Below are 23789 nucleotides of genomic sequence, written 5' to 3'. Positions count from 1 at the left end.
CGCGCATCGCCCGCTGTAGGAGCGGCTTCAGCCGCGACCGGTGCCTCCGCAGGCCCGTGCGCCCTGTGGGAGGGGCTTCAGCCGCGACCGGGGCTGCCGGTCATAACGTGCCGGTCGCGGCTGAAGCCGTCTACAGGACACGCTCGTCCCGGCCCTGCGCCCCGCGCCATGCAGCCTTCCCCGCCACGCCGCAGGCCGGCACGGCCTAGAGCGGCGCGTCCGGATCGACCGCGACCGCCCGCGGCGCGCGCTCGGCGGTGACGCTGAAATCCAGCCCGGCGGCGCGGCAGGCGGTGCGCACGGCGCTGCGCCAGCCCTCGACGGTGTCGTCCAGCGCCACCACGCGTGGACGCGCGTCGAGGGTGCAGGCGAGGCTGCGTGCGAGCAGTCCGGCGTGCGCCTCGAACAGGGCGCGGACCTGCCCGGCCTCGAGCACGCCCGCGGCGCCGGCCGCCTGCAGCAGGCCGTGCGAGTCGCGCGCGGACAGCAGCCCGGGATCGGCGTGCGCCGCGTCCAGCACCAGCGCCTGCAGCAGGAATTCGAGGTCGGCCAGCCCGCCTTCGCCCTGCTTGAGGTCGAAGCGCGTGCCGCGCGAACGGTCGAGCTCGGCACGCATGCGCACCCGCATCCGCACCACGTCCTCGCGCAGCGCCACGGCATCGCGCGCCTGCGCCAGGGTCGCCGCGCGCACCTGCTCGAAGGCCGCACCGACGGCCGCGTCGCCGGCCACCGGCCGCGCCCGCACCAGCGCCTGGCGTTCCCAGGTCCAGGCGCGTTCGCGCTGATAGGCGGCGAAACTCGCCACCGAGGACACCAGCATCCCCTGCGCGCCGTCCGGGCGCAGGCGCACGTCGACCTCGTACAGCCGCCCCGCGGCGGTCGGCGTGCCGAGCATGCGCACGATCTTCTGCGCCAGGCGCCCGTACCAGCGCGCGGCGTCCACGCAGCGCGCGCCGTCGGAGACCGCGTCCGCCGGCGCGTCGTAGAGGAAGACCAGGTCGAGGTCCGAGCCGAAGCCCAGTTCGCGCCCGCCGAAGCTGCCGTAGCCGAGCACGGCGAGGCCGCTGCCGGCGATGCCGCCGTGCGCGGCCGACACCTCGCGCTCGGCCAGCGGCACGATCACGCCCAGCGCCCACTGCGCGAGTTCGGCGAGCTGCAGCGAGGCGGCGAGCGCGTCCTGGCGGCCGGTCAGCAGGGCGAGCGCGATGCGGAAGGCCACGCCCTGGCGCTGCTCGTTCACGGCCTGCAGCACCTGTTCGGTGTCGTCCATGTCCAGGTGCGCGCAGCGACGCTCCCACTGCGCGTGGATCTCCTCCGGCGTCGGCAGCGGGCCGGCCGCGCGCAGGTCGAGCAGTTCGTCCATCAGCAGGGGATGCTCGGCCAGGCGCTCGGACAGGAGTGCGCTGCGTGTGGCGACGTCGACCAGCCGCGCCAGCGCGGCAGGCTGTTCCTGCAGCAGGGCGAGATAGCTGCTGCGACGCGCGACCGCCGACACCAGGGCGAGCAGGCGCGGCAGCGCGGCGTCGGGCGCATCGCCCTCGGCCGCCGCCTGCAGCAGCGCCGGCATCACTACGTCCATCCGCATGCGTCCGCGCTTGCTCAGCCCGCGCAGCGCGGGCTGGCGGACGAAGTTGCGCAGCGCGCGGTCGGCGACCGGCGCGTCGACGAAGCCGGCGTCGACCAGCACCTGCGCATCGCCGGCGTCCGGCAGCGCCTCCCAGTAGCCGCGCAGGGCGACGCCCGGCTGCGGACGCCTGCGCGCGGCGAGCAGCCGTCCGAACTCGCGCGCGACCAGCGCCCGGTGGGCGTCCAGCCCGCGCCACAGCGCCGCCCAGTCGGCGTGGCCCAGCCCGCGCGCCAGGCGCAGGCGCGCCTGCGCATCGAGCGGCAGCTCGTGGGTCTGCATGTCGCCCACCATCTGCAGCCGGTTCTCCAGGCGCCGCAGGAAGCGGTAGGCCTCGCCCAGGCGCGCGGCCACGGCCGCCTCCAGGTGACCCGCCTCCGCCAGCGCCGCGAGCGCGGGCAGCAGCCGGCGCTCGCGCAGGGCCGGCTCCTGGCCGCCGCGAACCAGCTGCAGGGCCTGGGCGAGGAACTCGATCTCGCGGATGCCGCCGGAGCCGCGCTTGACGTCGTCGTGCAGCTCGCGGCGCGCGACCTCGCCGGCGATCATCGCCTTCATCTCGCGCAGGCCTTCCAGCGCACCGAAGTCGAGATAGCGGCGGTAGACGAAGGGCCGCAGCCGCGCGAGCAGGTCCTCGCCCGCGTCGACGTCGCCCGCCACCGGGCGCGCCTTGATCCAGGCGTAGCGCTCCCAGTCGCGGCCCTCGCGCTGGAAGTAGTGCTCCATCGCCGCGAACGACAGCGCCAGCCGCCCGGCGTTGCCGTAGGGACGCAGGCGCAGGTCGACGCGGTGCACGAAGCCGTCGGCGGTGATCTCGTCGAGCAGCGCCACCAGGCCGCGCGCCACCCGCGTGGCATAGGCCTCGTCGGTGAGCGGCGTCGGCCCGTCCGTCTCACCGGGCTCGGGATACGCCAGCACCAGGTCGACGTCGGAGGAGAAGTTGAGCTCGCCGCCGCCGAGCTTCCCGAGTCCGAACACCACCAGCCGCTGCGGCGCGCCCTCGCGCGTGCGCAGGGTGCCGTGGCGCACGGCCAGCCGGCGCTCGGTCGCCTCCAGCGCCGCGGCCAGGGCCTGTTCGGCCAGCCGCGTGCAGCCGGCCAAGGTGGCCTCGACGTCGTCGAGCCCCTGCACGTCGCGCCAGATCAGGCGCGTCGACTCGGCCGCCCGCCAGCGCCGCAGCCGGCGCTGCCAGTCGGCCTCGTTCTCCAGCGCGAGCGCGGGCGGCGGCGCGGCCGGGTCGTCGAGGCGCCCGGCCAGCGCGGGCTGGCGCACCAGGGTGTCGATGGCGAAGTCGCTGGCCAGCGCCAGCGCGGCGAAGGCCTCGCGGCGCGCGGCGGGGATGTCGATGCCCGCCTCGGCCAGCGCCTGCAGACGCCGGACGACGAGTGCGTCGATGGGATCGTCGGTCATCGCGGCAGTCTCGCATGCGACTTCCGCGCGCGCCGCGGCCGGAGGACGCGCCGCTCCATGTCGCACGGCGTCCGGTCGCAGACACGAAGACGCCCCGCGGCGCGGGGCGTCTCCGGGCGATGCGGCGAACGGCTACTCCTGATAGCTCGCCCGCATCCGCACGCGGTCGAAGGCGCTCTCGCCGATGACGCGCACGTACCAGGTGCCGGCCTCCGGCGCCCGCACCGAGACCGTCTCGTTGTTGCCGGGACGGGTCGAGGAGGCGTCGTGGTCGGCGGCGGTCGGCGGCTCGCCGAGGCTGGCATAGAGCGATACGTCGCCGGTCCCGCCGAGGGTCAGGATGCGCAGGTTGCGCGCGCCCTCCGGCACCTCGATCGCGTACAGCAGCTCGTCGCCCGCCGCACCGGCGAGGTCGGTGAGCATCTCGCCGTTCTCGACCGGCGTGGCGTCCTCGTCCGGCGGCGGTTCCTCGCCGTCGCCGCTGCCGTCGTGGGTCGCGACGAGCGTCACGCCCTCGAACGCCTCGTAGGCCTCCACGTTGACGTACCAGGTGCCCGGCTCCGGCGACTCGAAGGTGCAGACCTCGTCGTTGCCGGTCTCCCAGGGCCTGCAGTCGTAGGTCGAGGAGGTCGGCGGCTCGCCCTGGCGCACGTAGACGTCGGCATCGCCGCTGCCGCCGCTGATCTCGACGGTCAGCGTGGTCGCGTCGGCCGGAACCTCGATGCGGAAGCGCAGCTTCTCGCCGTTGCCGGCGGCGAGACCCTCGACCGGCACGCCGTTCTCGAGCAGGGTCGGCTCCGGCGGCGGCGGTACGTCGGGCGGCGGCGGCGGATCCTCGCCGAGCGCCACCGCGATCGCGGCCTCGGCGTTGATGATGCCGGCGCCCATGCCGACGTCCGCCGGCACCGGCAGCGGGCGCGCGGTGTCCTCGAGCACGCCCCTGACCTCCTCCGGCGTGAGCTTGTCGCCGCCGGCGGCGACCACGGCCGCCTGCACCAGGGCGATGGTCGCCGCCACGTGCGGGGTGGCCATCGAGGTGCCGCTGTAGGCGGCATAGATGTCGCCTCCGTCGACCGGGGTCTCCTCGCCGCTGTTGATCGTCGACCAGACGCCGTCGCCGGGCGCGGTGACCGAGATCCCGGCGCCGTAGCTGGAGGTGCCGGCCTTCTCGCCGTAGCGGTTGTTGGACGCCACCGCGATTACGCCGTCGCAGTTGGCCGGGCGGTTGTTGGCGACGTCGTTGTTGCCGTTGCCGGCGGCCACCACCACCGCCGTGTTCTGTGCGATCGCCGCGTCGATGGCGGCCTGGTAGACGCCGTCGCAGGCGCCGCTGCCGCCCAGGCTGAGATTGATGACGTCGGCCTTGTGCGCGGTGTTGGCCGGGATCTCGGCGCCGCCCGGGCCGCTGTCGACCGGGCCCGCGCCGGACGCCCAGTAGATGGCGTCGGCGATGTCGGAGATGTAGCCACCCTCGTGACCGAGCACGCGCATCGGCAGCACGTCGGCGTCCCAGGCGACGCCGGCGCCGCCGAGGCCGTTGTCGGTGAGCGCGGCGATGGTTCCGGCGACGTGGCTGCCGTGCCAGCTGCTGGGCACCGGGATGATGCCGAGGTAGAGGTACCAGTCGCCGGTGTCCCAGGCGCCGGGCGCGCGGAAGTCGTCGGCCCGGTCGGAGACCTCGCTGTCGGTGATGAAGTCCCAGCCCGCCCCGGCCAGCGAGGTGTCGAGGTCCTCGTGCTCGACGATGCCGGTGTCGAGCACGGCGACGGTGATGCCCTCGCCGGTGCTGCGGTCCCAGGCCGGCGGCAGGTTGATGCCACCGGTGGGCTCGTAGTAGTGCCACTGCTGGCTGGCGTAGTCGGGGTCGCTCGGCTCGTAGAGCGCCTTGTGCCTGACGTCGGGCTCGACGAACTCGACGCCCGGCAGCCGCGCGATCTCGCGCAGTACCGCGCGCATCTGCACGGCGTCGAGATCGCTCGACAGCCGCATCACGTCGGCGCCGACGCCCATCCGCCGCAGGTGCTGCACGCTGACGCCGCCGCCCGAGGCCGCGGCCACGCCCAGCCCGCGCGCCACCGCACCCTGCACGTCGCGCCAGGCACGGGTGGCGTTGGCGCGCTCCGGCGTACCGTCGCGGTACTTGACGATGATCCGGTCGTAGCCGCCGCCGTCGGCCAGCCCCGCGGTCAATGCGCGTCCGGCCTTGCCGCCGATGTCGCCGCCGGCATGCGGCGTACCCGCCTGCGCCAGCGGCATGCCGAGGCCGACCGCGACCATCGCCGCCAGCAGCTGGCGGCGCACCCTGCCCTGTTCCCGATTCACGTGCACGTCTCCTTTTCGAGGACGCGGCCGCGCGGCCGCGTCGAGGCCGGGCGGCGAGCGCCCGGCGAACAAGGAAACGAAGCCCCCCTGCCGACGTGCGCACCAGCGTGCGCATGCCTCCTCCGCTCCACATGGTTGCGAGTGCGTCGCCCGCAGCGGGCGACGGGTCGACGCTAGCGGCTGCGCCGGCGCCGGGGCAATGTGAACCCGTGCCAAATGCGGGTCACGCGGGGACGCATGAAATCCGGGCAAAACAAAGCCCGTACCGGCTCGGCCGGTACGGGCTTGGCTCCCTCCCCCACGTCAGGTGCGCGACCATCCTTGCGCGCCGTCACGGCGAATGCACGCTGCGGTGCAATACGGGCTGAATCAGCGCCGGCCGAGGTCGCGGCGGATCACCCCCGCGGCGTTGCGCCCGGGCAGGCCGGTGACGCCACCGCCCGGATGCGTGCCCGACCCGCACAGGTACAGTCCCGCCAGCGCCCCGCGGTGGTCGGCCTGGCCGAGCACCGGACGGGCCGAGAACAGCTGGTCGAGGCCGAGCGCGCCGTGGAAGATGTCGCCGCCGACCAGGCCGTACTCGCGCTCCAGGTCCAGCGGCGACAGCGCCCGGTAGCCGAGCACGCTGCGCGCGAAGTTCGGCGCGACGCGGTCGACGGTGTCGATCATCAGCCTGGCGACGGTGTCGCGGTGCGCATCCCAGCCCTCGGCGAGCGTCGGGTTCACGTGCTGGCAGAACAGGCTGGCGACGTGGGCGCCGCGCGGTGCGAGGCCGTCGTCGAGCGCCGAGGCGATGACCAGCTCGACGATCGGCGCGCGCGCCCAGCCTGGGTTGTGCTCGCGCGACCTGGCGTCGAAGTAGGCGCGCTCGAAGTACTCCAGCGAGTCGCCGATCAGGATGCCGGCCTGGTGGTGGGGCTGCAGCGCGGTGCCGGGGGCGGCGGTGAAATCCGGCAGCTCGGCGAGCGCGACGTTCATGCGGAAGGTGCCCGAGCCGCAGCGGTAGCGGTCGAACCGCGCGCGCAGGTCGGGGTCCAGGTGCGCGGGCGCGACCAGGCGCTGGTAGAGCAGCTTCGGATTGAGCGCCGCGGCCACGGCGCGCGCGCGCAGGACGCGCCCGTCGGCGGTGCGCACGCCGCAGGCGCGCCCGTCCTCGACCAGCACCTCGGCCACGTCAACCCCGGTCTCGCAGGTGACGCCGCGCGCCTGCGCCTCCGCCGCGATCGCGTCGCTGACCGCGCCCATCCCGCCGATCGCGTGACCCCACGCGCCGGGTTTGCCGTCGACCTCGCCGAACACGTGGTGCAGCAGCACGTATGCGGAGCCCGGCGTGTAGGGGCTGGCGAAGTGGCCGACCACCGCATCCCAGCCGAGCGCGGCCTTCAGCGGCGCGGCCTCGAACCAGGCGTCCAGCACCTCGCCGGCCGACTTGGTCAGCAGGTCGAGGAGGTCGCGGCGGCCGCGCATGTCCAGCCCCTTCAGCCGCCGCGCCACCGACGCCGAGGCCAGCCAGTCGGCGAGCACGAAGCGGTCGGAGACGTTGGGCGGCACCTGGCGCGTCAGCACGCGCAGCACCTCGACCACCCGCTCCAGCATGGCGAAGTAGTCCGGCAGCCGCCCGGCGTCGCGGCGCGAGAACGCGGCGACCTGCGCCTGCGCGTCGCCGCCGCCGAGCCGGAACGCGCGCCCGTCGGGCAGCGGCAGGAAGTTCGCGAATGGCCGCTCGACGATGCGCAGCCCGTGCTCGCGCAGGCGCAGCTCGGCGATGACCTCCGGCGCCAGCAGGCCGACGGTGTAGCTGCAGCTCGAGTTGCGGAAACCCGGATGGAATTCCTCGGTCACCGCGGCGCCGCCGAGCACCGCGCGCCGCTCCAGCACGCGCACGCGCAGCCCTGCGCCGGCGAGATAGGCGGCGCAGACCAGGCCGTTGTGGCCGCCACCGATGACCAGGACGTCGCAGTCCCCGTTCGCGTGCATGCATGCTCCCTGCGGGTGTCGAGCAGCGCATGCTAGCCGCCGGCCCGGCTCAGCCGTCGGGCAGCAGCTCCGGCCGGCCCTGGTACCACTCGCGCGCGTTCAGCAGGTGGAAGTCGCGCTCGCCGGCATCGAGCTCCAGCCCGAGGCCGAGCACGCCCCAGCGCAGGTAGAGATCGCCCCGCGATACGCCGCCGTCGATGCGCACGCGTGCGTCGAGGTCGAAGCGCTCGTTGCTGGCGTGCACGTCGTCCAGGACCAGGCTGTCGTCGTGCAGGCGCAGTTGCCCGGTCGCCTCGGTGCGGCCGGCATCGAGGATCGACGCGACCCAGCCGGGGAAGTCGCTGCGCTCGGCGAACAGCGCCAGCAGCAGGCCGACGTTGCGCATCGCCAGGTGCGCGTCGCCCTCGACCGTGAGCGGGCGGTTCCAGTCGACCCGCGCCTCGGGCAGGTCGATCCGACCCCACCACGGCTGCGCGTCGGGGTCGGCGCCGGCCAGCACCACGTTGTCCAGGCGCACGCTGCTGCCGTCGAGCGAGAAGCGCCGGGTCTCGCCGTCGAGCCCCTGCAGGTGGCTGTCGACCGCGATGTCGGCCTGGAATGCCGTGCCGGCGAGGTCCAGGCCCGCGGCGGATCCGCTGATCGCGAGCCGGCCCTGGCCGACGTCGCCGCGCATGTCGAGCTCGAATTCGCCGTCGAGATGGCCGCTGCCGCGGGTGAAGCGCAGGGTGTCGGCCGGCAGGTAGCGGTTGTAGGCGGTGAGGTCGGGGATTTCCGCGCCCTCGAAGTCGACGCGCGCCGCGAGCGTGTCGGCGAAGCGGCCGAGGTCGGCGGCGCCGCGCAGCGCGATGTGCAGGTCGCGGCCCTCGAGGTAGGGCTTGTCCGGCGCGTCGCCGGCGGCGATGCGGAAGCGTTCGAGCACCGCGTCCACGTGCGCGTCGCGGTCGATGTCGCCCTCGACCACCTCGCCCTCGAGCCGCGCGCGGCCGCTGATGCGGTTGTCGAGCAGCCCGGCGGTGGCCTCGACCTCGGGGATCTCGACCCGGCTGCCCGCGGCGAGCAGGCCGCCCTGGATGCGCAGCGCTGCGATCAGCCGCGCGGCGCCGTCGAGCCGCAGCCAGTCGCCGCGCGCGAGCAGGTCCGACAGCCAGGCCAGGGAGGCGAAGTGCCAGTCCATGTCGACCCGGCCGGAGACGCGGTCGATCCAGCGCGTCTCCTCCATCGCGAACAGGCGCCGCCCGGCCAGACGCAGCTCGGCATCCAGGCGGCCGCCGTCGTTGCCGGGGGCGCCGAGATGCGCGCCGACGTCGATGCCCTCGTCGGCGACCTCGGCGGCGATGGCCAGCGTGTCGTCGCGCACCCGGCCGTCGACGCGGGTCTGCACCGGGCCGTGCCAGGAGAGCGTGCCGCCGGGCACCAGCAGGCCCTGCTCGAGGCGCAGGTCGGCCTCGACCTCGCCCTGCGCATCCGCGGCGTCCATCCGCAGCCCGTCGCGGGCGGCGCGCAGCGACAGGGTGGGCGTGCGCGCCCGGAGCTGCAGCGCGGCGTCGAGCAGGGCCAGCCGGTCGGCGCCCTGCGCCGCTTCGCGCCGTACCGGCGCCACCGCGTAGCGGCCCGCGATGCGGGCGTCGTCGAGCAGGGTCATGTCGTCCCAGGCCACGCGCACCCGCTGCATGTCCACGCGCGAGGGCAGGATCTCCAGCGTGCCGCCGCGCAGCACCTTCTCCATGCCGAAGGTCGCCGCGCCGTCGCCGGTCACCTGCAGCTCGCGGTAGCGGAAGCCGGCCAGGCTGTCGGTGGCGATCTCGTCGAAGCGCAGCGTCCACGGCCGGCTGCCGTCCGGCGGCGTCGACGGCATGCGCGGATCGACCCGGTCGACCTCCACCGCGACGGTCGCGGCGCTGACCCAGGGGAAGCGGAGCTCCTTCCACAGCAGCGGCAACAGCGCGATCTGGCCGTGCGCCCACTGCGCATGCACCGCCCACACGTTGTGCTGGGCATGGCCGCCGACGGTGATGTCGCGCGCGGTGATGTGCCCGGGCCACAGCGTGGCCGCCCACGCCCACTCGGCGTGGAAGCGGTTCTCGCGCAGGTTCACCGTGCGCTGTCCGAGCGGGGTGTTGAGGAAGAGGTTGCCGGCGACGAGGTAGAGCAGCCAGATCGTGCCGAGCACGACGAGGATGCGACGCAGCCGGGGGCGTAGCGGGGTCAAGGGACGACGGGCTCGATGTGGGAGACGCACCACTGTGCGCCGTCGGAGATCAAGACCGCATGCGCGGCGCAGGCAAAAAAAGACCCCGCCTCGCGGCGGGGTCTGGGGTACTGCATGGCTGCGGCAGCCGGGCGGATCTCAGAAGTCCATGCCGCCCATGCCGCCCATGCCACCGGCGCCCGGCATCGCCGGCTCGTCCTTCTTCGGCAGCTCGCCGACCATCGCCTCGGTCGTGATCATCAGACCGGCGATCGACGCGGCGTTCTGCAGCGCGGTGCGGGTGACCTTGGTCGGATCCAGGATGCCGAACTCGACCATGTCGCCGTACTCGCCGTTGGCGGCGTTGTAGCCGTAGTTGCCGGTGCCGCCCTTGACGTTGTTGACGATGACCGAGGGCTCTTCGCCGGCGTTGGTCACGATCTCGCGCAGCGGGGCCTCCATCGCGCGCAGGGCGATCTGGATGCCGTGGTTCTGGTCCTCGTTGATGCCCTTGAGGTTCTCGACCGCCGCCTTGGCGCGGATCAGCGCCACGCCGCCGCCCGGGACCACGCCTTCCTCGACCGCCGCACGGGTCGCGTGCAGGGCGTCCTCGACGCGCGCCTTCTTCTCCTTCATCTCGACTTCGGTGGCCGCGCCGACCTTGATGACGGCCACGCCGCCGGCCAGCTTGGCCACGCGCTCCTGCAGCTTCTCGCGGTCGTAGTCGGAGGAGGTCTCCTCGATCTGCGCCTTGATCTGCTTGATGCGCGACTCGATGCCCGAGGTCTCGCCGGCGCCGTCGATGATGGTGGTGTTCTCCTTGGAGACCTGCACCTTCTTCGCGCGGCCGAGGTCGTTGATCGTCGCCTTCTCGAGCGACAGGCCGACTTCCTCGGAGATCACGGTGCCGCCGGTGAGGATCGCCATGTCCTCCAGCATCGCCTTGCGGCGGTCGCCGAAGCCCGGCGCCTTGACCGCGCAGACCTTGACGATGCCGCGGATGGTGTTGACCACCAGGGTCGCCAGCGCCTCGCCCTCGACTTCCTCGGCGACGATCAGCAGCGGCTTGCCGGCCTTGGCCACGCCCTCGAGGACGGGCAGCAGGTCGCGCACGTTGGAGATCTTCTTGTCGTGCAGGAGGATGAACGGCTCGTCCAGGTCGGCCGACTGGCTCTGCTGGTTGTTGACGAAGTAGGGCGACAGGTAGCCGCGGTCGAACTGCATGCCCTCGACCACGTCGAGCTCGTTCTCCAGGCCCGAGCCTTCCTCGACGGTGATCACGCCTTCCTTGCCGACCTTCTTCATCGCGTCGGCGATGATGGTGCCGATCGACTCGTCGGAGTTGGCCGAGATCGTGCCGACCTGGGCGATCGCCTTGTCGTCGGCGGTCGGCTTGGACAGGTTCTTGAGCTCGCCGACGGCGGCCTGCACGGCCTTGTCGATGCCGCGCTTGAGGTCCATCGGGTTCATGCCGGCGGCGACCGCCTTCATGCCCTCGCGGATGAACGCCTGCGCCAGCACGGTGGCGGTGGTGGTGCCGTCACCGGCGTTGTCGGAGGTCTTGGAAGCGACTTCCTTGACCATCTGCGCGCCCATGTTCTCGAACTTGTCGGCGAGCTCGATCTCCTTGGCGACGGACACGCCGTCCTTGGTGATCGTCGGGGCGCCGAAGCTCTTCTCGAGCACGACGTTGCGGCCCTTCGGGCCGAGCGTGGCCTTGACGGCGTTGGCGAGGACGTTGACGCCACGGACCATGCGGGCACGTGCGTCTTCGCCGAAGCGGATTTCCTTGGCTGCCATTGTGTTGTTACCTCAGCAAGTAAAGCGGGATTGGGGAATCGGTGACCGGAACGACGGGGGCCGTCAGGCGCGGGCACGGGCCCGCTCGCCGCGACCTGTCCAGCGGCTCGCTCAGCCGATCACGGCGAAGATGTCGTCTTCCTTCACCACCAGGTACTCGGTGCCGTCGAGCTTGACCTCGGTGCCGGAATACTTGCCGAACAGGACCTTGTCGCCGGCCTTGACCTTCGGCGCGCGGGTCTGGCCGTTGTCGAGGACCTTGCCCTCGCCCACGGCGACCACTTCGCCCTTGATCGGCTTCTCGGTGGCGGAGTCCGGAATCACGATGCCGCCCGCGGACATCTTCTCTTCTTCCATGCGCTTGATGACGACGCGGTCGTACAGCGGCTTCAGGTTCATTGGTGTTGACCTCGGCAGGTTCTAACAGGTTGATCCAGATGACAAAGGGCCGGCTGCGTTAGCACTCGACCCTTATGAGTGCCAATGATACGCGCGCGGATTTCCGAACCGGAAGCCCTCGCGACTGGCCCGGTACCTGTGGGGCGCCCGGCGGCTTTCAAGGGCGCCGGTCGAAAAAAGTTCCCGGCGACGGATGGGCGGCAGGCGTCGCCGTCCCCGGCGCGTGCGCCGCGGGCGCGTGCGCGGTAGCCTCGCGCGTTCGCTCGAATCCGCCTGCCATGACCGCATTCCTCGTCTTCTGCGCCTGCCCGGACGCCGACATCGCAGAACGCATCGCGCGCGACACCGTCGATGCCCGCCTCGCCGCCTGCGCGAGCCTGGTGCCGGGCCTGCGTTCGGTGTACCGCTGGCAGGGCGCGGTGGAGGCGGCCGACGAGGTGCAGCTCCAGATCAAGACGTGGGGCGACCGCCTCGACGCCCTGACCGCGCGCATCCGCGAGCTGCACCCCTATGAACTCCCGGAGGTGCTCGCGGTCGAAGCCGGCCGCGGACTGGCGGGCTACCTCGACTGGATCCGCGACGAGACCCGGTCCCCGCGCGAGCCCGCCGCATGATGCGTGTGCTGTTCGCGGCCGCGCTGGCGCTGTGCGCGCTGCCCGCCGCCGCCTTCGACGAAGCCGACCTGCTGCCGATCGACGAGGCGTTTCAAGTCGAGGCCAGGGCGCCGACCCGCGACCGCGTCGAGATCGCCTGGACCATCGCCGATGGCTACTACCTCTACCGGCACCGCATGGGCGTGCAGGCGGAGGACGGATTCGCCGCGACGGCGGAGCTGGAGCTGCCGGCCGGGCACCGGCACACCGACGAATTCTTCGGCGAGGTCGAGACCTATCGCGACCGCGTCGAAGGCGTGCAGCGCGGCGCGGCGACGGCGGGCGCCGCGACCGCCACGCTGCGCATCCGCTACCAGGGCTGCGCCGATGCCGGCGTCTGCTATCCGCCGCATACCCGCACCGTCCGGGTGGCGCTGCCGCAAGCCTCGGCGCAGGGCACGCCGGTCGATGGCCGCGCCGCGATCGGCGCACTGTTCGGCTCCGGCGCGGCGGGCACGCTCGCCCGCGACGCGGGCGACCAGCCGCTGCCGCCGGAGCGGGCGTTCGACTTCGAGGCGATCGCCGGCTCGCCGACGACGCTCCTGCTGCGCTTCACGCCCGCACCGGGCTACTACCTCTATCGCGACCGCTCCGAGTTCCGCCTGGTCGACGCGGCCGACGGCAGCAGCGTCGACGCGCCGCGCTGGCCGGCCGGCAGCGAGCACGAGGACGAGCACTTCGGCACCCAGGTCGTGTATTTCGAGCAGGTCGAGGTGCCGCTGCCGGTGCGGCGCGGGTCCGGCGACGCCGGCGCGGTGACCCTGGAGGCGACCTTCCAGGGCTGCCAGACCGACGGCATCTGCTACCCGCCGATGACCCGCCGGGTCGAGGTCGACCTGCCGGCGGCGGACGCCGCGGCGGTGGCCGCCAGCCGCGAGGCGCCGATGGCGACGCGGGCCGCGGACGCGCCGCGCGAGACGCCGCCGGCGCGCCCGCTGAACCCAGGGCTGGCACTGCTGCTCGCGCTGGCCGGCGGGCTGATCCTCAACCTCATGCCCTGCGTGCTGCCGGTGCTGAGCCTGAAGGCGATCTCGCTGGCGCGCAGCGGCGGCGCGCCGGCCGAGGCGCGGACGCACGCGCTGTGGTACAGCGCCGGCGTGCTCGTCGCCTTCACCGCGCTGGGTGCCGCGGCGCTGGCCCTGCGCGAAGCCGGGCTCGCGCTGGGCTGGGGGTTCCAGCTGCAGCAGCCGGTGGTGGTCGCGGCGCTGACCTATGTGATGTTCGCGCTGGGCCTGGCGATGTCCGGCGTGGTCGTGTTCGGCTCGCGCCTGGCCGGCGTCGGCGATGCCCTGACCCGCCGCGGCGGCCGCGCCGGCGACTTCTTCACCGGCGTCCTCGCGGTGGTGGTGGCCAGCCCGTGCACGGCGCCGTTCATGGGCGCGGCCCTGGCCTTCGCCTTCGCCGCGCCGGTGGCGCTGGCGATGGGCGTGTTCCTGGCGCTGGGGCTCGGCCTCGCCCTGCCGTTCCTGCTGATCGGCTTCGTGCCGGCGCTGGCGGCGCGCCTGCCGCGCCCGGGCGCGTGGATGGACACGCTGAAGCAGCTGATGGCCTTCCCGCTGTACGCCACCGCGGCGTGGCTGGCCTGGGTGCTGACCTCGCAGCGCGGCGCCGACGCGCTGGCCTGGCTCCTCACCGGCCTGTTGCTGCTGGCCTTCGGCCTGTGGCTGGCCGAGCGCCAGCGCCACCGCGCCACGCCATGGCTGCGCGGCTTCGCCTTCGTGGTCGCGCTGGCCGCGGTGTGGCCGCTGTGGCGGGTGCATGCGCTGCCGCCGGCAGCGGCGACGGCCGCGACCGACGGCGCGGTGGCCTATGCGCCGGAGCGGCTGGCGACGCTGCGCCGCGACGGCCGCACCGTGTTCGTCGACATGACCGCCGACTGGTGCGTGACCTGCAAGGCCAACGAGAAGCGGGTGCTGGACACCGACGCCTTCCGTGCGGCGCTGGCGGAGAACGGCGCGGTCTACATGCGCGGCGACTGGACCAACGTCGATCCGGCGATCACCGCGTTCCTCGAGGCGCATGGCGCGGTCGGCGTTCCGCTCTACGTCGTGTTCCACGGCGAGGCCGAGGGCGTGGTGCTGCCGACGGTGCTCACCGAGGCCGCAGTGCTGGGCGCCCTGGAACCGCCGCCGTGAACCGCGAGACGCTCCTGCGCGCGGCGCCGATCCTGCTGGCGGCGCTGGTCGTCGCGGCCCTCGGCCTGTGGTTCGTGCGCAGCGCCGGGCTGCCGCCGGTGCAGCCGCTGCCGGAGGGCGTCGAGGTCGCCGGTCGCGGCGACCTGGCGCCCGACATCCGCCTGCCCGACCTCGCCGGCGTGCAGCACGGCCTCGACGCCTGGCGCGGGCGGCCGCTGCTGGTGAACTTCTGGGCGAGCTGGTGCGCCCCCTGCGTGCACGAGATGCCGGCGCTCGACGCCTTCGCCGCGGCCCAGGCGCAGCGCGCCGGCGGCGTGCAGGTGGTCGGCATCGCGCTGGACGAGCCGGAGGCGATCCGCGCCTTCCTGGCGAAGACGCCGGTGGCCTATCCGGTGCTGCTGGAGATCGCCGGCCCCGGCGACGCCTCGGTGCGGCTGGGCAACACCCGCGGCGTGCTGCCCTACTCGGTACTGCTCGACGCCGACGGGCGGATCGTGCGCAGCAAGCTCGGCGCCTTCAGCCTCGACGAACTCGAGGACTGGGCCGCCGCACTGGACTGACTCCGGAATTCAAACGCTCGATTAACTTCGCCGAATTTCGCTGAACTGGCAGGAACTGGTGGACAGCAGGCCCGCCGCGCCTCCAGACTGTGCGCCCCCGCAGCCACCAGGCGCCCGCTTGGCCCGCATCCTTCTCCTGCACGGACCCAACCTCAACCTGCTCGGCGAGCGCGAGCCGGCGGTCTACGGGCGCACCACGCTGGAGCAGATCGACCGGGCGGCGCGGGCGCAGGTCGAGGCCGCCGGGCACACGCTCGACAGCCTGCAGTCGAACGCCGAGCACGTGCTGGTGGACCGCGTGCAGGCCGCACGCGGCGACGGCACCGCCTTCGTGGTGATCAACCCGGCCGCCTTCACCCACACCTCGGTGGCGCTGCGCGACGCGCTCGCGGCGACCCGGCTGCCCTTCATCGAGGTGCACCTGTCGAATCCGCATGCGCGCGAGCCCTTTCGCCACCACAGCTACTTCAGCGACCTCGCCGTGGCGGTGATCTGCGGCCTCGGCGCCGACGGCTACCGCCACGCGCTGGACGCGGCGCTGCGCCATCCGGCGGTGGCCGGGTGAGCGTCGCCGCCCGCGGGCGCCCGGCGCCGCACCGGCGCGGCACGCCGCGCCCCGTACACGACCCCCGCCGCGGCAGCGGCTCCGGCACTTCCACGGCTTAAGAGAACGAGAGGCCCCCATGGACCTGCGCAAGATCAAGAAGCTCATCGACCTGCTCGAGGAGTCCAACCTCGCCGAGATCGAGATCAAGGAGGGCGAGGAATCCGTCCGCCTCTCGCGCGTGCCGAAGGGCGGCGTCGTCGCCAGCATGCCGGTCGCCCCGGCGCCGGCGCCGGCCAGCGCCCCGGCGGCTCCGGCCGCCGCGCCCAGCGCCGCGGCGGCGCCCGCCGCGGCAAAGTCCGACGACGGGCTGCCCGAGGGCGAGGTCGTGCGCTCGCCGATGGTCGGCACCTTCTACGCCTCCCCCAATCCCGACGCCCCGCCCTTCGTGAAGGTCGGCCAGCAGGTCAAGGTCGGCGACACCCTCGGCATCATCGAGGCGATGAAGATGTTCAACCCGATCGAGTCCGAGCTCGCCGGCACCGTCGTCGCCGTCCTCGCCGATGCCGGCCAGCCGGTGGAGTTCGACCAGCCGCTGTTTGTCATTGGGTGATGCCAGCGAAGCGGGAAGAGGGACTCGGGAAGAGGGACCTGCAGCGATGCTGCGACCTGCCGGGCTGTGCGCCGTAGCGCCGGCGGCACGCCACCCCTCGCCCGTCCCGCTTCCCGCTTCCCCATTCCCGCCTTCCAGGTCCTAACGCCATGCTCGAAAAAGTCGTCATCGCCAATCGCGGCGAAATCGCGCTGCGCATCCTGCGCGCCTGCCATGCGATGGGCATCAGCACGGTCGCGGTGCATTCCACCGTCGACCGCAACCTCAAGCACGTGGCCATGGCCGACGAGTCGGTGTGCATCGGGCCGGCACCGTCCAACCGCAGCTATCTCGACATGCCGGCGATCATCGCCGCGGCCGAGGTCACCGACGCGCAGGCCATCCATCCCGGCTACGGCTTCCTCTCCGAGAACGCCGACTTCGCCGAGCGCGTGGAGCAGTCGGGCTTCGTCTTCATCGGGCCCAGGGCCGAGACCATCCGCCTGATGGGCGACAAGGTCGAGGCGATCAAGGCGATGAAGGCCGCGGGCGTGCCCTGCGTGCCCGGCTCCGGCGGCCCGCTGGGCGAGGACGACGCGAGCAACGCCCGGATCGCGCGCGAGATCGGCTACCCGGTGATCATCAAGGCCGCCGGCGGCGGCGGCGGCCGCGGCATGCGCGTGGTGCATGCCGAGGGCTCGCTGCACTCGGCGATCGCCACGACCAAGTCCGAGGCCAAGGCCGCGTTCGGCAACGACATGGTCTACATGGAGAAGTTCCTGGAGAACCCGCGGCACGTGGAGATCCAGGTGCTGGCCGACGGCCAGGGCAACGCCATCCACCTCGGCGAGCGCGACTGCTCGATGCAGCGCCGCCACCAGAAGGTGGTCGAGGAAGCGCCGGCGCCGGGCATCACCCCGGAGCAGCGCGCGGAGATCGGCGCGGTCTGCGTCGAGGCCTGCATCCGCATCGGCTACCGCGGCGCGGGCACGTTCGAGTTCCTCTACGAGAACGGCCGCTTCTACTTCATCGAGATGAACACCCGCATCCAGGTCGAGCACCCGGTGACGGAGATGGTCACCGGCATCGACCTGGTCCGCGAGCAGCTGCGCATCGCCGCCGGCGAGACGCTCTCGATCGCGCAGGAGGACATCGTCCTCGACGGCCACGCCATCGAGTGCCGCATCAATGCCGAGGACCCGGAGACCTTCCTGCCCTCGCCCGGCCTGATCAGGCACTTCCACGCCCCGGGCGGCCCCGGCGTGCGCGTCGACAGCCACGTCTACGAGGGCTATCGCGTGCCGCCGAACTACGACTCCATGATCGGCAAGCTCATCGTTCACGGCCCCGATCGCGAGACCGCGATCTGCCGCATGCGGGTGGCCCTGTCGGAGCTGGTGGTCGACGGCATCAAGACCAACATCCCGCTGCAGCAGCGGATCATGGCCGACCAGGGCTTCCAGGCCGGCGGCATGAACATCCACTACCTCGAGAAGCGCCTGAAGGAGCACCGGGAGACGGCGATCGGGCTGGGGTGAGGGTCTGGGTGGAGGCGGCCCGGGCACCGGGACCCGAGGCGGTCGAGCCGGCTGCGGCCTTCCCTTGCGCCCGCGCGACATGGCTCCCGGTGCCGCGCCACCTCACCATTCCCGCTCCCGACTCCCGCTTCCCGAGTGTCCCGCCCCATGCCCTTCCTCGAACTCACCCTCCCCTGCACCGACGCCACCCAGCCGCGGCTCGAGGCCGCGCTGGAGGATCTCGGCGCGCTCTCGGTGACGCTGGCCGACGCGCACGCCGATGCGCCGGACGAGCAGGCGATCTTCGAACCGGGCGTGGGCGAGCAGCCGCTGTGGCGCGAGATGGCGCTGACCGCGCTCTTCGACGCCGACACCGATGGGGACGTGCTGCTGGCGGCGCTGGCATCCGCCGATCCGGCGCTCGATCTCACCCGGGCCGCGTTGCGCACGGTCGAGGACCAGGACTGGGAGCGCGCGTGGCTGGACCAGTTCCAGCCGCTCGCCTTCGGCCGCCGCACCCACATCGTCCCGTGGAACCACGAGCTGCCGGAGGCGGCGCGCGCGGCCGGTGCCGCCGTGGTGCGCTTGGACCCGGGGCTAGCCTTCGGCTCGGGTACGCACCCGACCACGGCACTGTGCCTGGAGTGGCTGGACGGCCTCGCGCTCGAGGGCGTCGAGGTGCTCGACTTCGGCTGCGGCTCCGGCATCCTCGCCGTCGCCGCGCTCAGGCTCGGCGCGGCCGCGGCCGACGGCATCGACAACGACCCGCAGGCGATCACCGCCACCCTCGACAACGCCGAGCGCAACGGCGTCGCCGACCGCCTCCGCGCCTTCCTGCCGGAGGACGCGCCGGCGCGCACCTACCCGGTGGTGGTCGCCAACATCCTCGCCTCGGCGCTGGACGCGCTCGCGCCGCAGCTCGCCGAACGCTGCGCCGACGGCGGGGCGCTCGCGCTGTCGGGCATCCTCGCCGGCCAGGAGGACGAACTCCTCGCCCGCTACGGCCCATGGTTCGACGCCCTGCGTGTGACCCGCCGCGAGGACTGGATCCGCATCGACGGCCGCCGCCGCCCGCGCTGACCCGCCGCAGCCGCCGGCAGCGATCGCGCCCCGGCAGGAGCGGCTTCACCCCGTCGCGTCCGACCGCCTTCTGTGGGAGGGGCTTCAGCCCCGACGGGCGTCGCATGAGGCCCGGTCGCGGCTGAAGCCGCTCCTGCAGGGCCACGGCGGACCTGAGGCCGGCGCCACCGCTAGACTGGCCCGATGCCGACTTCGAACCGGGCCCCGCATGCGTCGTGCCGCACTCCTCGTCCTGCTCGCCTGCATGGGGTGCGCCGTGCGCACGCCTGAGATCCGCAGCGACGCACCGGCCACGGCCGCGCCGCAGGTCGCGCCCTACGGCAGCTGGCGCTCGCCGCTGTCGGCCGAACAGGTGGTCGCCGGCACGGTCACGCTGGGCGCGCCGATGCTGGCCGGCGACGACGTGCTCTGGCTGGAATCGCGCCCCGGCGACGCGCGCACGGTGCTGGTGCGCGCGCGCGGCGACGGCGCCGAGGACATCACCCCGGCGCCATTCTCGGTGCGCTCGCGCGTGCACGAATACGGCGGCGGCGCCTGGACCGTCGTCGACGACGCGGTGCTGTTCGTCAACTTCGCCGACCAGGGCATCTACCGGCAGCCGCTCCAGCCCGGAGCGCAACCGGAGCCGGTCGCGCGCCACGACGGCCTGCGCTACGCCGACGGCGCCTGGGACGCCCGCCACGCCCGCCTCATCGCGGTGCGCGAGGACCATCGCCGCGAGGGCGTGGCGCCGGCCAATGCGCTGGTGGCGGTGGCGATGGACGGCGGCGAACGCGTGCTCGCCGAAGGCCACGACTTCTTCGCCTCGCCCGCGCTCAGCGCCGACGGACGCGAGCTCGCCTGGCTGTCCTGGGACCAGCCGCAGATGCCCTGGGACGGCACCACGCTGTGGCGCGCGCGGCTCGGCGCCGACGGCGGCCTCGAGGCCGTCCGCCGCGTGGCCGGCGGCCCGGAGGAATCGGTCTTCCAGCCGCAGTGGGCGCCCGACGGCAGCCTCGTCTACGTCTCCGACCGCAGCGGCTGGTGGAACCTCTACCGCGATGCCGGCGCCGGCGAGGACGCCGCCCTGCTGCCGATGCAGGCGGAGTTCGGCCGCGCGCAGTGGGCCTTCGGCATGTCGACCTACGCCATCCTCGACGACGGCCGCATCGTGGCGACCGCGCAGCGCGAGGACGGCAGCGCGCTCGGCGTGCTCGATCCGCGCACCGGCGCTTGGCGCGAGTTCGCGCTGCCCTGGCGCGAGATCGAGGGGCTGCGCGCCGCCCGCGGGCAGGCGGTCTTCATCGGCGGCGCGCCCGGCCAGGCGCCGGCGGTGGTGCGCCTGGACCTGGCCGACGGCGAAGGCACGGTACTGCGGCGCTCCTCGACGCTCGCCGTCGACCCGCGGGATATCGCGGTGGCCGAGCCGATCCGCTTCCCCACCGGCGACGGCGAGATCGCGCACGCCTTCCACTACGCGCCCACCAACGCCCGTTTCCGCGGACCCGACGGCGAGCGTCCGCCGCTGCTGGTGCTGACCCACGGCGGCCCGACCGGCTCGACCAGTCCGACCTTCAACCCGCGCGTGCAGTACTGGACCACGCGCGGCTTCGCCGTGGTCGACGTGAACTACCGCGGCAGCCAGGGCTTCGGCCGTGCCTACCGGCGCAGCCTCGACGGCCGCTGGGGCGTGGCCGATGTCGACGACGTGGTGGCCGCCGCCCGCTTCCTGGTGGCGCGCGGCGACGTCGACGGCGAGCGCCTGCTGATCCGCGGCGGCAGCGCCGGCGGCTATACGACGCTGGCCGCGCTCGCCTTCCGGCCGGGCGTGTTCGCCGCCGGCGCCAGCCACTACGGCATCGGCGACCTGGAGACGCTGGCGCGCGACACGCACAAGTTCGAGGCGCGCTACCTCGACGGCCTGGTCGCACCCTACGACCGCGCCGATCCCGCGGCGATGGCGCTGTACGCCGAACGCTCGCCGGTGCGCCACGTCGAGCGCATCACCAGCCCGCTGATCCTGTTCCAGGGCCTGGAGGACCGGGTCGTGCCGCCGAACCAGGCCGAGACCATGTACGCGGCGGTCAGGGGACGCGGGCTGCCGGTGGCCTACGTGCCGTTCGCGGGCGAGGGCCACGGCTTCCGCCAGGCGAAGAACATCCGCCGCGCGCTCGAGGCCGAGCTCTACTTCTACGGCCGCGTGCTCGGCTTCGCCCCGGCGGACGCAATCGAACCGGTCGCGATCGAGAACCTGCCTCCGCGCTGAGCGTGCGTCGCGCTTAGACTCGCACGCCCTGCCGCCCGCCTGCCGCCCGTGACGCCGACCGCACCGGACCCGCACCACGACGACGCCGCGCCGCCCGCCGCGCTGCCGCGCTTCGCGCGCACGCCGGTGCGCGGGGCGCCCGCGGGCTGGCGCTGGTGGCTGGCGGCGGCGCTGCTGCTCGTCGTGCTGGCCGTGCAGAGCGTCCTCGCCGACCGCGCCCGGCTCGCCACCGATGCGGCCTGGCGGCCCGCCCTGGAGCGCCTCTGCGGCGTGCTCGGCTGCACCCTGCCGCCATGGCATGCGCCGCAGGCCTTCGTCATGAGCGCGCGCGACATCCGCCCGCATCCCTCGGTGCCGGACGCGCTGCTGATCACCGCCAGCTTCCGCAACGGCGCACGCTTCGCGCAGCCCTGGCCCGAGGTGGAACTGGCGATGTCCGACCTCGACGGCCAGCCCATCGCCCAGCGCCGGTTCATGCCGCGCGAGTACCTCGGCGGTGCGCCCGCGCAGGCCCTGCTGGCGCCCGGGCAGTCGGCGAGCGTGACGCTGGAGGTGGTCGATCCGGGCCGGCGCGCGGTCGCCTTCGAGTTCGAGTTCCATTAGACGAACGGCGCCCCGTCGGCGGTGGCACGCGTTCGAAGCTTGGGTTTAGACTCCCCTGCCGCCTGGCCCGTGGCCATGGATCCTCCACCCGCGACGCCCGCCGTCGCCGCTGCACCGGACCTGCTCCTCCAGTGACCGCCCTGCCTCTCGAACGCGCCGTGCCCGGCGTGGATGTCGCCCCGTCTTCGGCGCCCGCACCCCAGGCCGCACTCCGCGACTGCGTGACCCAGGCGGTGCGGCGCTACCTGGCCGACATGCACGACCACGACGCCGAGGACCTGCACGAGGTCGTGCTGGGCGAGGTCGAGGCGCCGCTGTTCGCCGAGGTGATGCGCCACTGCGAGGGCAACCAGAGCCGCGCCGCCGCGGTGCTCGGCCTCAACCGCGCGACCCTGCGCAAGAAGCTCAAGCACTACGGCCTGAGCTGACGCGCAACGGCCGGGCGCCGCGGACGCGCCCGCTATAATCGGCGGCTGTCTCCAGCCAGGCCGCCTGCATGTCCTCCGCCGACCGTCGCGCCATCCGCCGCGCGCTGCTTTCCGTTTCCGACAAGACCGGCATCGTCGCCCTCGCCCGGGCGCTCGCGGCGCAGGGCGCGGTCCTGCTGTCGACCGGCGGCACCGCCAGGGCGCTGCGCGAGGCCGGCCTGGCGGTCACCGACGTCGGCGAGGTCACCGGCTTCCCCGAGATCATGGACGGGCGGGTCAAGACCCTGCACCCGAAGGTGCATGGCGGCCTGCTCGGCCGGCGCGGCACCGACGACGCGGTGATGGCCGAGCACGGCATCGAGGGGATCGACCTGCTGGTGCTCAACCTCTACCCGTTCGAGGCCACGGTGGCGCAGGAGGGCGTCAGCCTCGAGGACGCGATCGAGAACATCGACATCGGCGGCCCGGCGATGCTGCGCGCCGCGGCCAAGAACTGGAACGACGTCGCCGTGCTCACCGGCGCCGACCAGTACGAGGCCGCGCTTGCCGAACTCGCCGCCGACGGCGGCCTGTCGCGCGCCACCCGCTTCCGGCTCGCGGTCGCCGCCTTCAACCGCGTGTCGAACTACGACGCCGCGATCAGCGACTTCCTGTCCGCGGCGCAGCTCGACGAGACCCACACCGCGCTCACCGGCCAGGCCGTGTTTCCTGCGCAGGCCAACGGCCGCTTCGTCAAGCTGATGGACCTGCGCTACGGCGAGAACCCCCACCAGGCCGGCGCCTTCTACCGCGACCTGTATCCGGTGCCCGGCACGCTCGCGACCTTCACCCAGCTGCAGGGCAAGGAGCTCAGCTACAACAATCTGGCCGACGCCGACGCGGCCTGGGAGTGCGTGCGCCAGTTCGAGCGGCCGGCCTGCGTCATCGTCAAGCACGCCAACCCCTGCGGCGTGGCCGAGGCCGACGACGTCGCCGGCGCCTACGAGCACGCCTACGCCACCGATGCGACCTCGGCGTTCGGCGGCATCATCGCCTTCAACAAGACTCTGGACGCGGCGACCGCGAAGGCGATCCTCGACCGCCAGTTCGTCGAGGTGCTGATCGCCCCCGACTACGAGGCCGCGGCGCTCGACTACTGCACGAAGAAGGCCAACGTCCGCGTGCTGCGCATCCCGAACGGCGCCGGCCGCAACGCGATCGACGTCAAGCGCGTCGGCTCCGGGCTGCTGATGCAGACCGCCGACAACCGCGAGGTGGGGCGCGACGAGCTCCGGGTCGTCAGCCAGCGCGCACCGAGCGAGGCCGAGCTCGCCGATCTCCTGTTCGCCTGGCGCGTGGCCAAGTTCGTGAAGTCCAACGCCATCGTCTACGCCCGCGACGGCCGCACCGTCGGCGTCGGCGCCGGCCAGATGAGCCGCGTGATCAGCGCGAGGATCGCCGGACTCAAGGCCGAGGAGGCCGGGCTCGCGGTGCCGGGCTCGGCGATGGCCTCGGACGCCTTCTTCCCGTTCCGCGACGGCATCGACGCCGCGGCCCGCGCCGGCATCACCGCGGTGATCCAGCCCGGCGGCTCGATGCGCGATGCCGAAGTCATCGCCGCCGCCGACGAGGCCGGCATGGCGATGGTGTTCACCGGCGTGCGCCACTTCCGGCACTAGACGCCGCAGCGACGACCCGGCGCCCACGCGCCGGCCGCGATCCTCCGCCGTCCCCGC

17 protein-coding genes are annotated in these 23789 nt (G+C 73.4%); 11 read left to right on the top strand and 6 right to left on the bottom strand.

The features are described 5' to 3' along the window. Window positions 1-205 precede the first annotated feature (205 nt). The 6 genes from glnE to groES all read right to left on the bottom strand — a co-directional run bounded on the left by glnE (window position 206) and on the right by groES (window position 11717). Window positions 206-3031: a bifunctional [glutamate--ammonia ligase]-adenylyl-L-tyrosine phosphorylase/[glutamate--ammonia-ligase] adenylyltransferase gene (glnE, locus tag KB893_RS15215; protein ID WP_213173845.1), complete on the bottom strand. Its 2826-nt coding sequence runs from the start codon at window positions 3029-3031 to the stop codon at window positions 206-208. Window positions 3032-3163: 132 nt separating this feature from the next. Then, window positions 3164-5353, bottom strand: a complete 2190-nt coding sequence (locus KB893_RS15210) for a S8 family serine peptidase (protein ID WP_213173844.1) — start codon at window positions 5351-5353, stop codon at window positions 3164-3166. Window positions 5354-5722: 369 nt separating this feature from the next. Further along, a complete protein-coding gene (locus KB893_RS15205) occupies window positions 5723-7330 on the bottom strand; it encodes a phytoene desaturase family protein (RefSeq protein ID WP_211927194.1) in 1608 nt (535 codons plus the stop codon). 49 nt (window positions 7331-7379) lie between these two features. Further along, complete coding sequence (locus KB893_RS15200) at window positions 7380-9539, bottom strand: hypothetical protein (RefSeq protein ID WP_211927195.1); 2160 nt, start codon at window positions 9537-9539, stop codon at window positions 7380-7382. Window positions 9540-9677: 138 nt separating this feature from the next. Then, window positions 9678-11318 carry a chaperonin GroEL gene (gene groL / locus KB893_RS15195; protein WP_211927196.1) on the bottom strand — a complete coding sequence of 547 codons (1641 nt, stop codon included), beginning with the start codon at window positions 11316-11318 and terminating at the stop codon, window positions 9678-9680. A 111-nt stretch (window positions 11319-11429) separates the two neighbouring features. Continuing rightward, complete coding sequence (gene groES, locus KB893_RS15190; RefSeq protein WP_211927197.1) at window positions 11430-11717, bottom strand: co-chaperone GroES; 288 nt, start codon at window positions 11715-11717, stop codon at window positions 11430-11432. Between the two features lie 278 nt (window positions 11718-11995). Here groES and cutA point away from each other — a divergent pair, with 278 nt between their 5' ends. The 11 genes from cutA (at window position 11996) to purH (ending at window position 23732) form a co-directional block, all read left to right on the top strand. Further along, the gene (gene cutA, locus KB893_RS15185; protein ID WP_211927198.1) at window positions 11996-12331 is read left to right on the top strand and encodes a divalent-cation tolerance protein CutA; all 336 of its coding nucleotides are present in this window, start codon (window positions 11996-11998) and stop codon (window positions 12329-12331) included. After that, a complete protein-coding gene (locus KB893_RS15180) occupies window positions 12328-14505 on the top strand; it encodes a protein-disulfide reductase DsbD family protein (RefSeq protein WP_213173843.1) in 2178 nt (725 codons plus the stop codon). The genes cutA and KB893_RS15180 overlap by 4 nt, the downstream gene beginning before the upstream one ends. Then, complete coding sequence (locus KB893_RS15175) at window positions 14502-15065, top strand: TlpA family protein disulfide reductase (RefSeq protein WP_338026981.1); 564 nt, start codon at window positions 14502-14504, stop codon at window positions 15063-15065. Before KB893_RS15180 ends, KB893_RS15175 begins: the two co-directional genes overlap by 4 nt. Before the next feature lie 118 nt (window positions 15066-15183). After that, window positions 15184-15630, top strand: coding sequence for a type II 3-dehydroquinate dehydratase (gene aroQ / locus KB893_RS15170; protein ID WP_211927295.1), 447 nt, complete (start codon window positions 15184-15186; stop codon window positions 15628-15630). A gap of 118 nt (window positions 15631-15748) precedes the next feature. Beyond that, entirely contained in the window at window positions 15749-16222 is a 474-nt protein-coding gene (accB, locus tag KB893_RS15165; protein WP_213173842.1) for an acetyl-CoA carboxylase biotin carboxyl carrier protein, read from the top strand. A 149-nt stretch (window positions 16223-16371) separates the two neighbouring features. Then, window positions 16372-17739, top strand: a complete 1368-nt coding sequence (gene accC / locus KB893_RS15160; RefSeq protein WP_211927293.1) for an acetyl-CoA carboxylase biotin carboxylase subunit — start codon at window positions 16372-16374, stop codon at window positions 17737-17739. A 147-nt stretch (window positions 17740-17886) separates the two neighbouring features. Continuing rightward, a complete protein-coding gene (gene prmA, locus KB893_RS15155) occupies window positions 17887-18798 on the top strand; it encodes a 50S ribosomal protein L11 methyltransferase (protein ID WP_211927292.1) in 912 nt (303 codons plus the stop codon). A gap of 208 nt (window positions 18799-19006) precedes the next feature. Further along, complete coding sequence (locus KB893_RS15150) at window positions 19007-21043, top strand: S9 family peptidase (protein WP_213173841.1); 2037 nt, start codon at window positions 19007-19009, stop codon at window positions 21041-21043. Window positions 21044-21091: 48 nt separating this feature from the next. Continuing rightward, entirely contained in the window at window positions 21092-21646 is a 555-nt protein-coding gene (locus KB893_RS15145) for a DUF3426 domain-containing protein (RefSeq protein WP_211927290.1), read from the top strand. Between the two features lie 167 nt (window positions 21647-21813). Beyond that, window positions 21814-22074 carry a DNA-binding transcriptional regulator Fis gene (fis, locus tag KB893_RS15140; protein ID WP_211927296.1) on the top strand — a complete coding sequence of 87 codons (261 nt, stop codon included), beginning with the start codon at window positions 21814-21816 and terminating at the stop codon, window positions 22072-22074. Between the two features lie 68 nt (window positions 22075-22142). Further along, window positions 22143-23732, top strand: coding sequence for a bifunctional phosphoribosylaminoimidazolecarboxamide formyltransferase/IMP cyclohydrolase (purH, locus tag KB893_RS15135; RefSeq protein WP_211927289.1), 1590 nt, complete (start codon window positions 22143-22145; stop codon window positions 23730-23732). Window positions 23733-23789 lie beyond the last annotated feature (57 nt).

The organism is Coralloluteibacterium stylophorae, from assembly GCF_018122625.2.
Classification (GTDB): domain Bacteria; phylum Pseudomonadota; class Gammaproteobacteria; order Xanthomonadales; family Xanthomonadaceae; genus Coralloluteibacterium; species Coralloluteibacterium stylophorae.
The sequence above is the reverse complement of the archived record's forward strand: the minus strand, read 5'-3'. Positions and strand labels throughout refer to the sequence as shown.

Excerpts from the sequence above, each read along its gene's own strand:
- cutA (WP_211927198.1), top strand. The coding sequence starts at position 11,996 with ATGACCGCATTCCTCGTCTTCTGCGCCTGCCCGGACGCCGACATCGCA.
- accB (WP_213173842.1), top strand. The coding sequence starts at position 15,749 with ATGGACCTGCGCAAGATCAAGAAGCTCATCGACCTGCTCGAGGAGTCC.
- prmA (WP_211927292.1), top strand. The coding sequence starts at position 17,887 with ATGCCCTTCCTCGAACTCACCCTCCCCTGCACCGACGCCACCCAGCCG.
- accC (WP_211927293.1), top strand. The coding sequence starts at position 16,372 with ATGCTCGAAAAAGTCGTCATCGCCAATCGCGGCGAAATCGCGCTGCGC.
- purH (WP_211927289.1), top strand. The coding sequence starts at position 22,143 with ATGTCCTCCGCCGACCGTCGCGCCATCCGCCGCGCGCTGCTTTCCGTT.
- KB893_RS15205 (WP_211927194.1), bottom strand. The coding sequence starts at position 7,330 with ATGCACGCGAACGGGGACTGCGACGTCCTGGTCATCGGTGGCGGCCAC.
- glnE (WP_213173845.1), bottom strand. The coding sequence starts at position 3,031 with ATGACCGACGATCCCATCGACGCACTCGTCGTCCGGCGTCTGCAGGCG.
- KB893_RS15150 (WP_213173841.1), top strand. The coding sequence starts at position 19,007 with ATGCGTCGTGCCGCACTCCTCGTCCTGCTCGCCTGCATGGGGTGCGCC.
- groL (WP_211927196.1), bottom strand. The coding sequence starts at position 11,318 with ATGGCAGCCAAGGAAATCCGCTTCGGCGAAGACGCACGTGCCCGCATG.
- KB893_RS15180 (WP_213173843.1), top strand. The coding sequence starts at position 12,328 with ATGATGCGTGTGCTGTTCGCGGCCGCGCTGGCGCTGTGCGCGCTGCCC.
- groES (WP_211927197.1), bottom strand. The coding sequence starts at position 11,717 with ATGAACCTGAAGCCGCTGTACGACCGCGTCGTCATCAAGCGCATGGAA.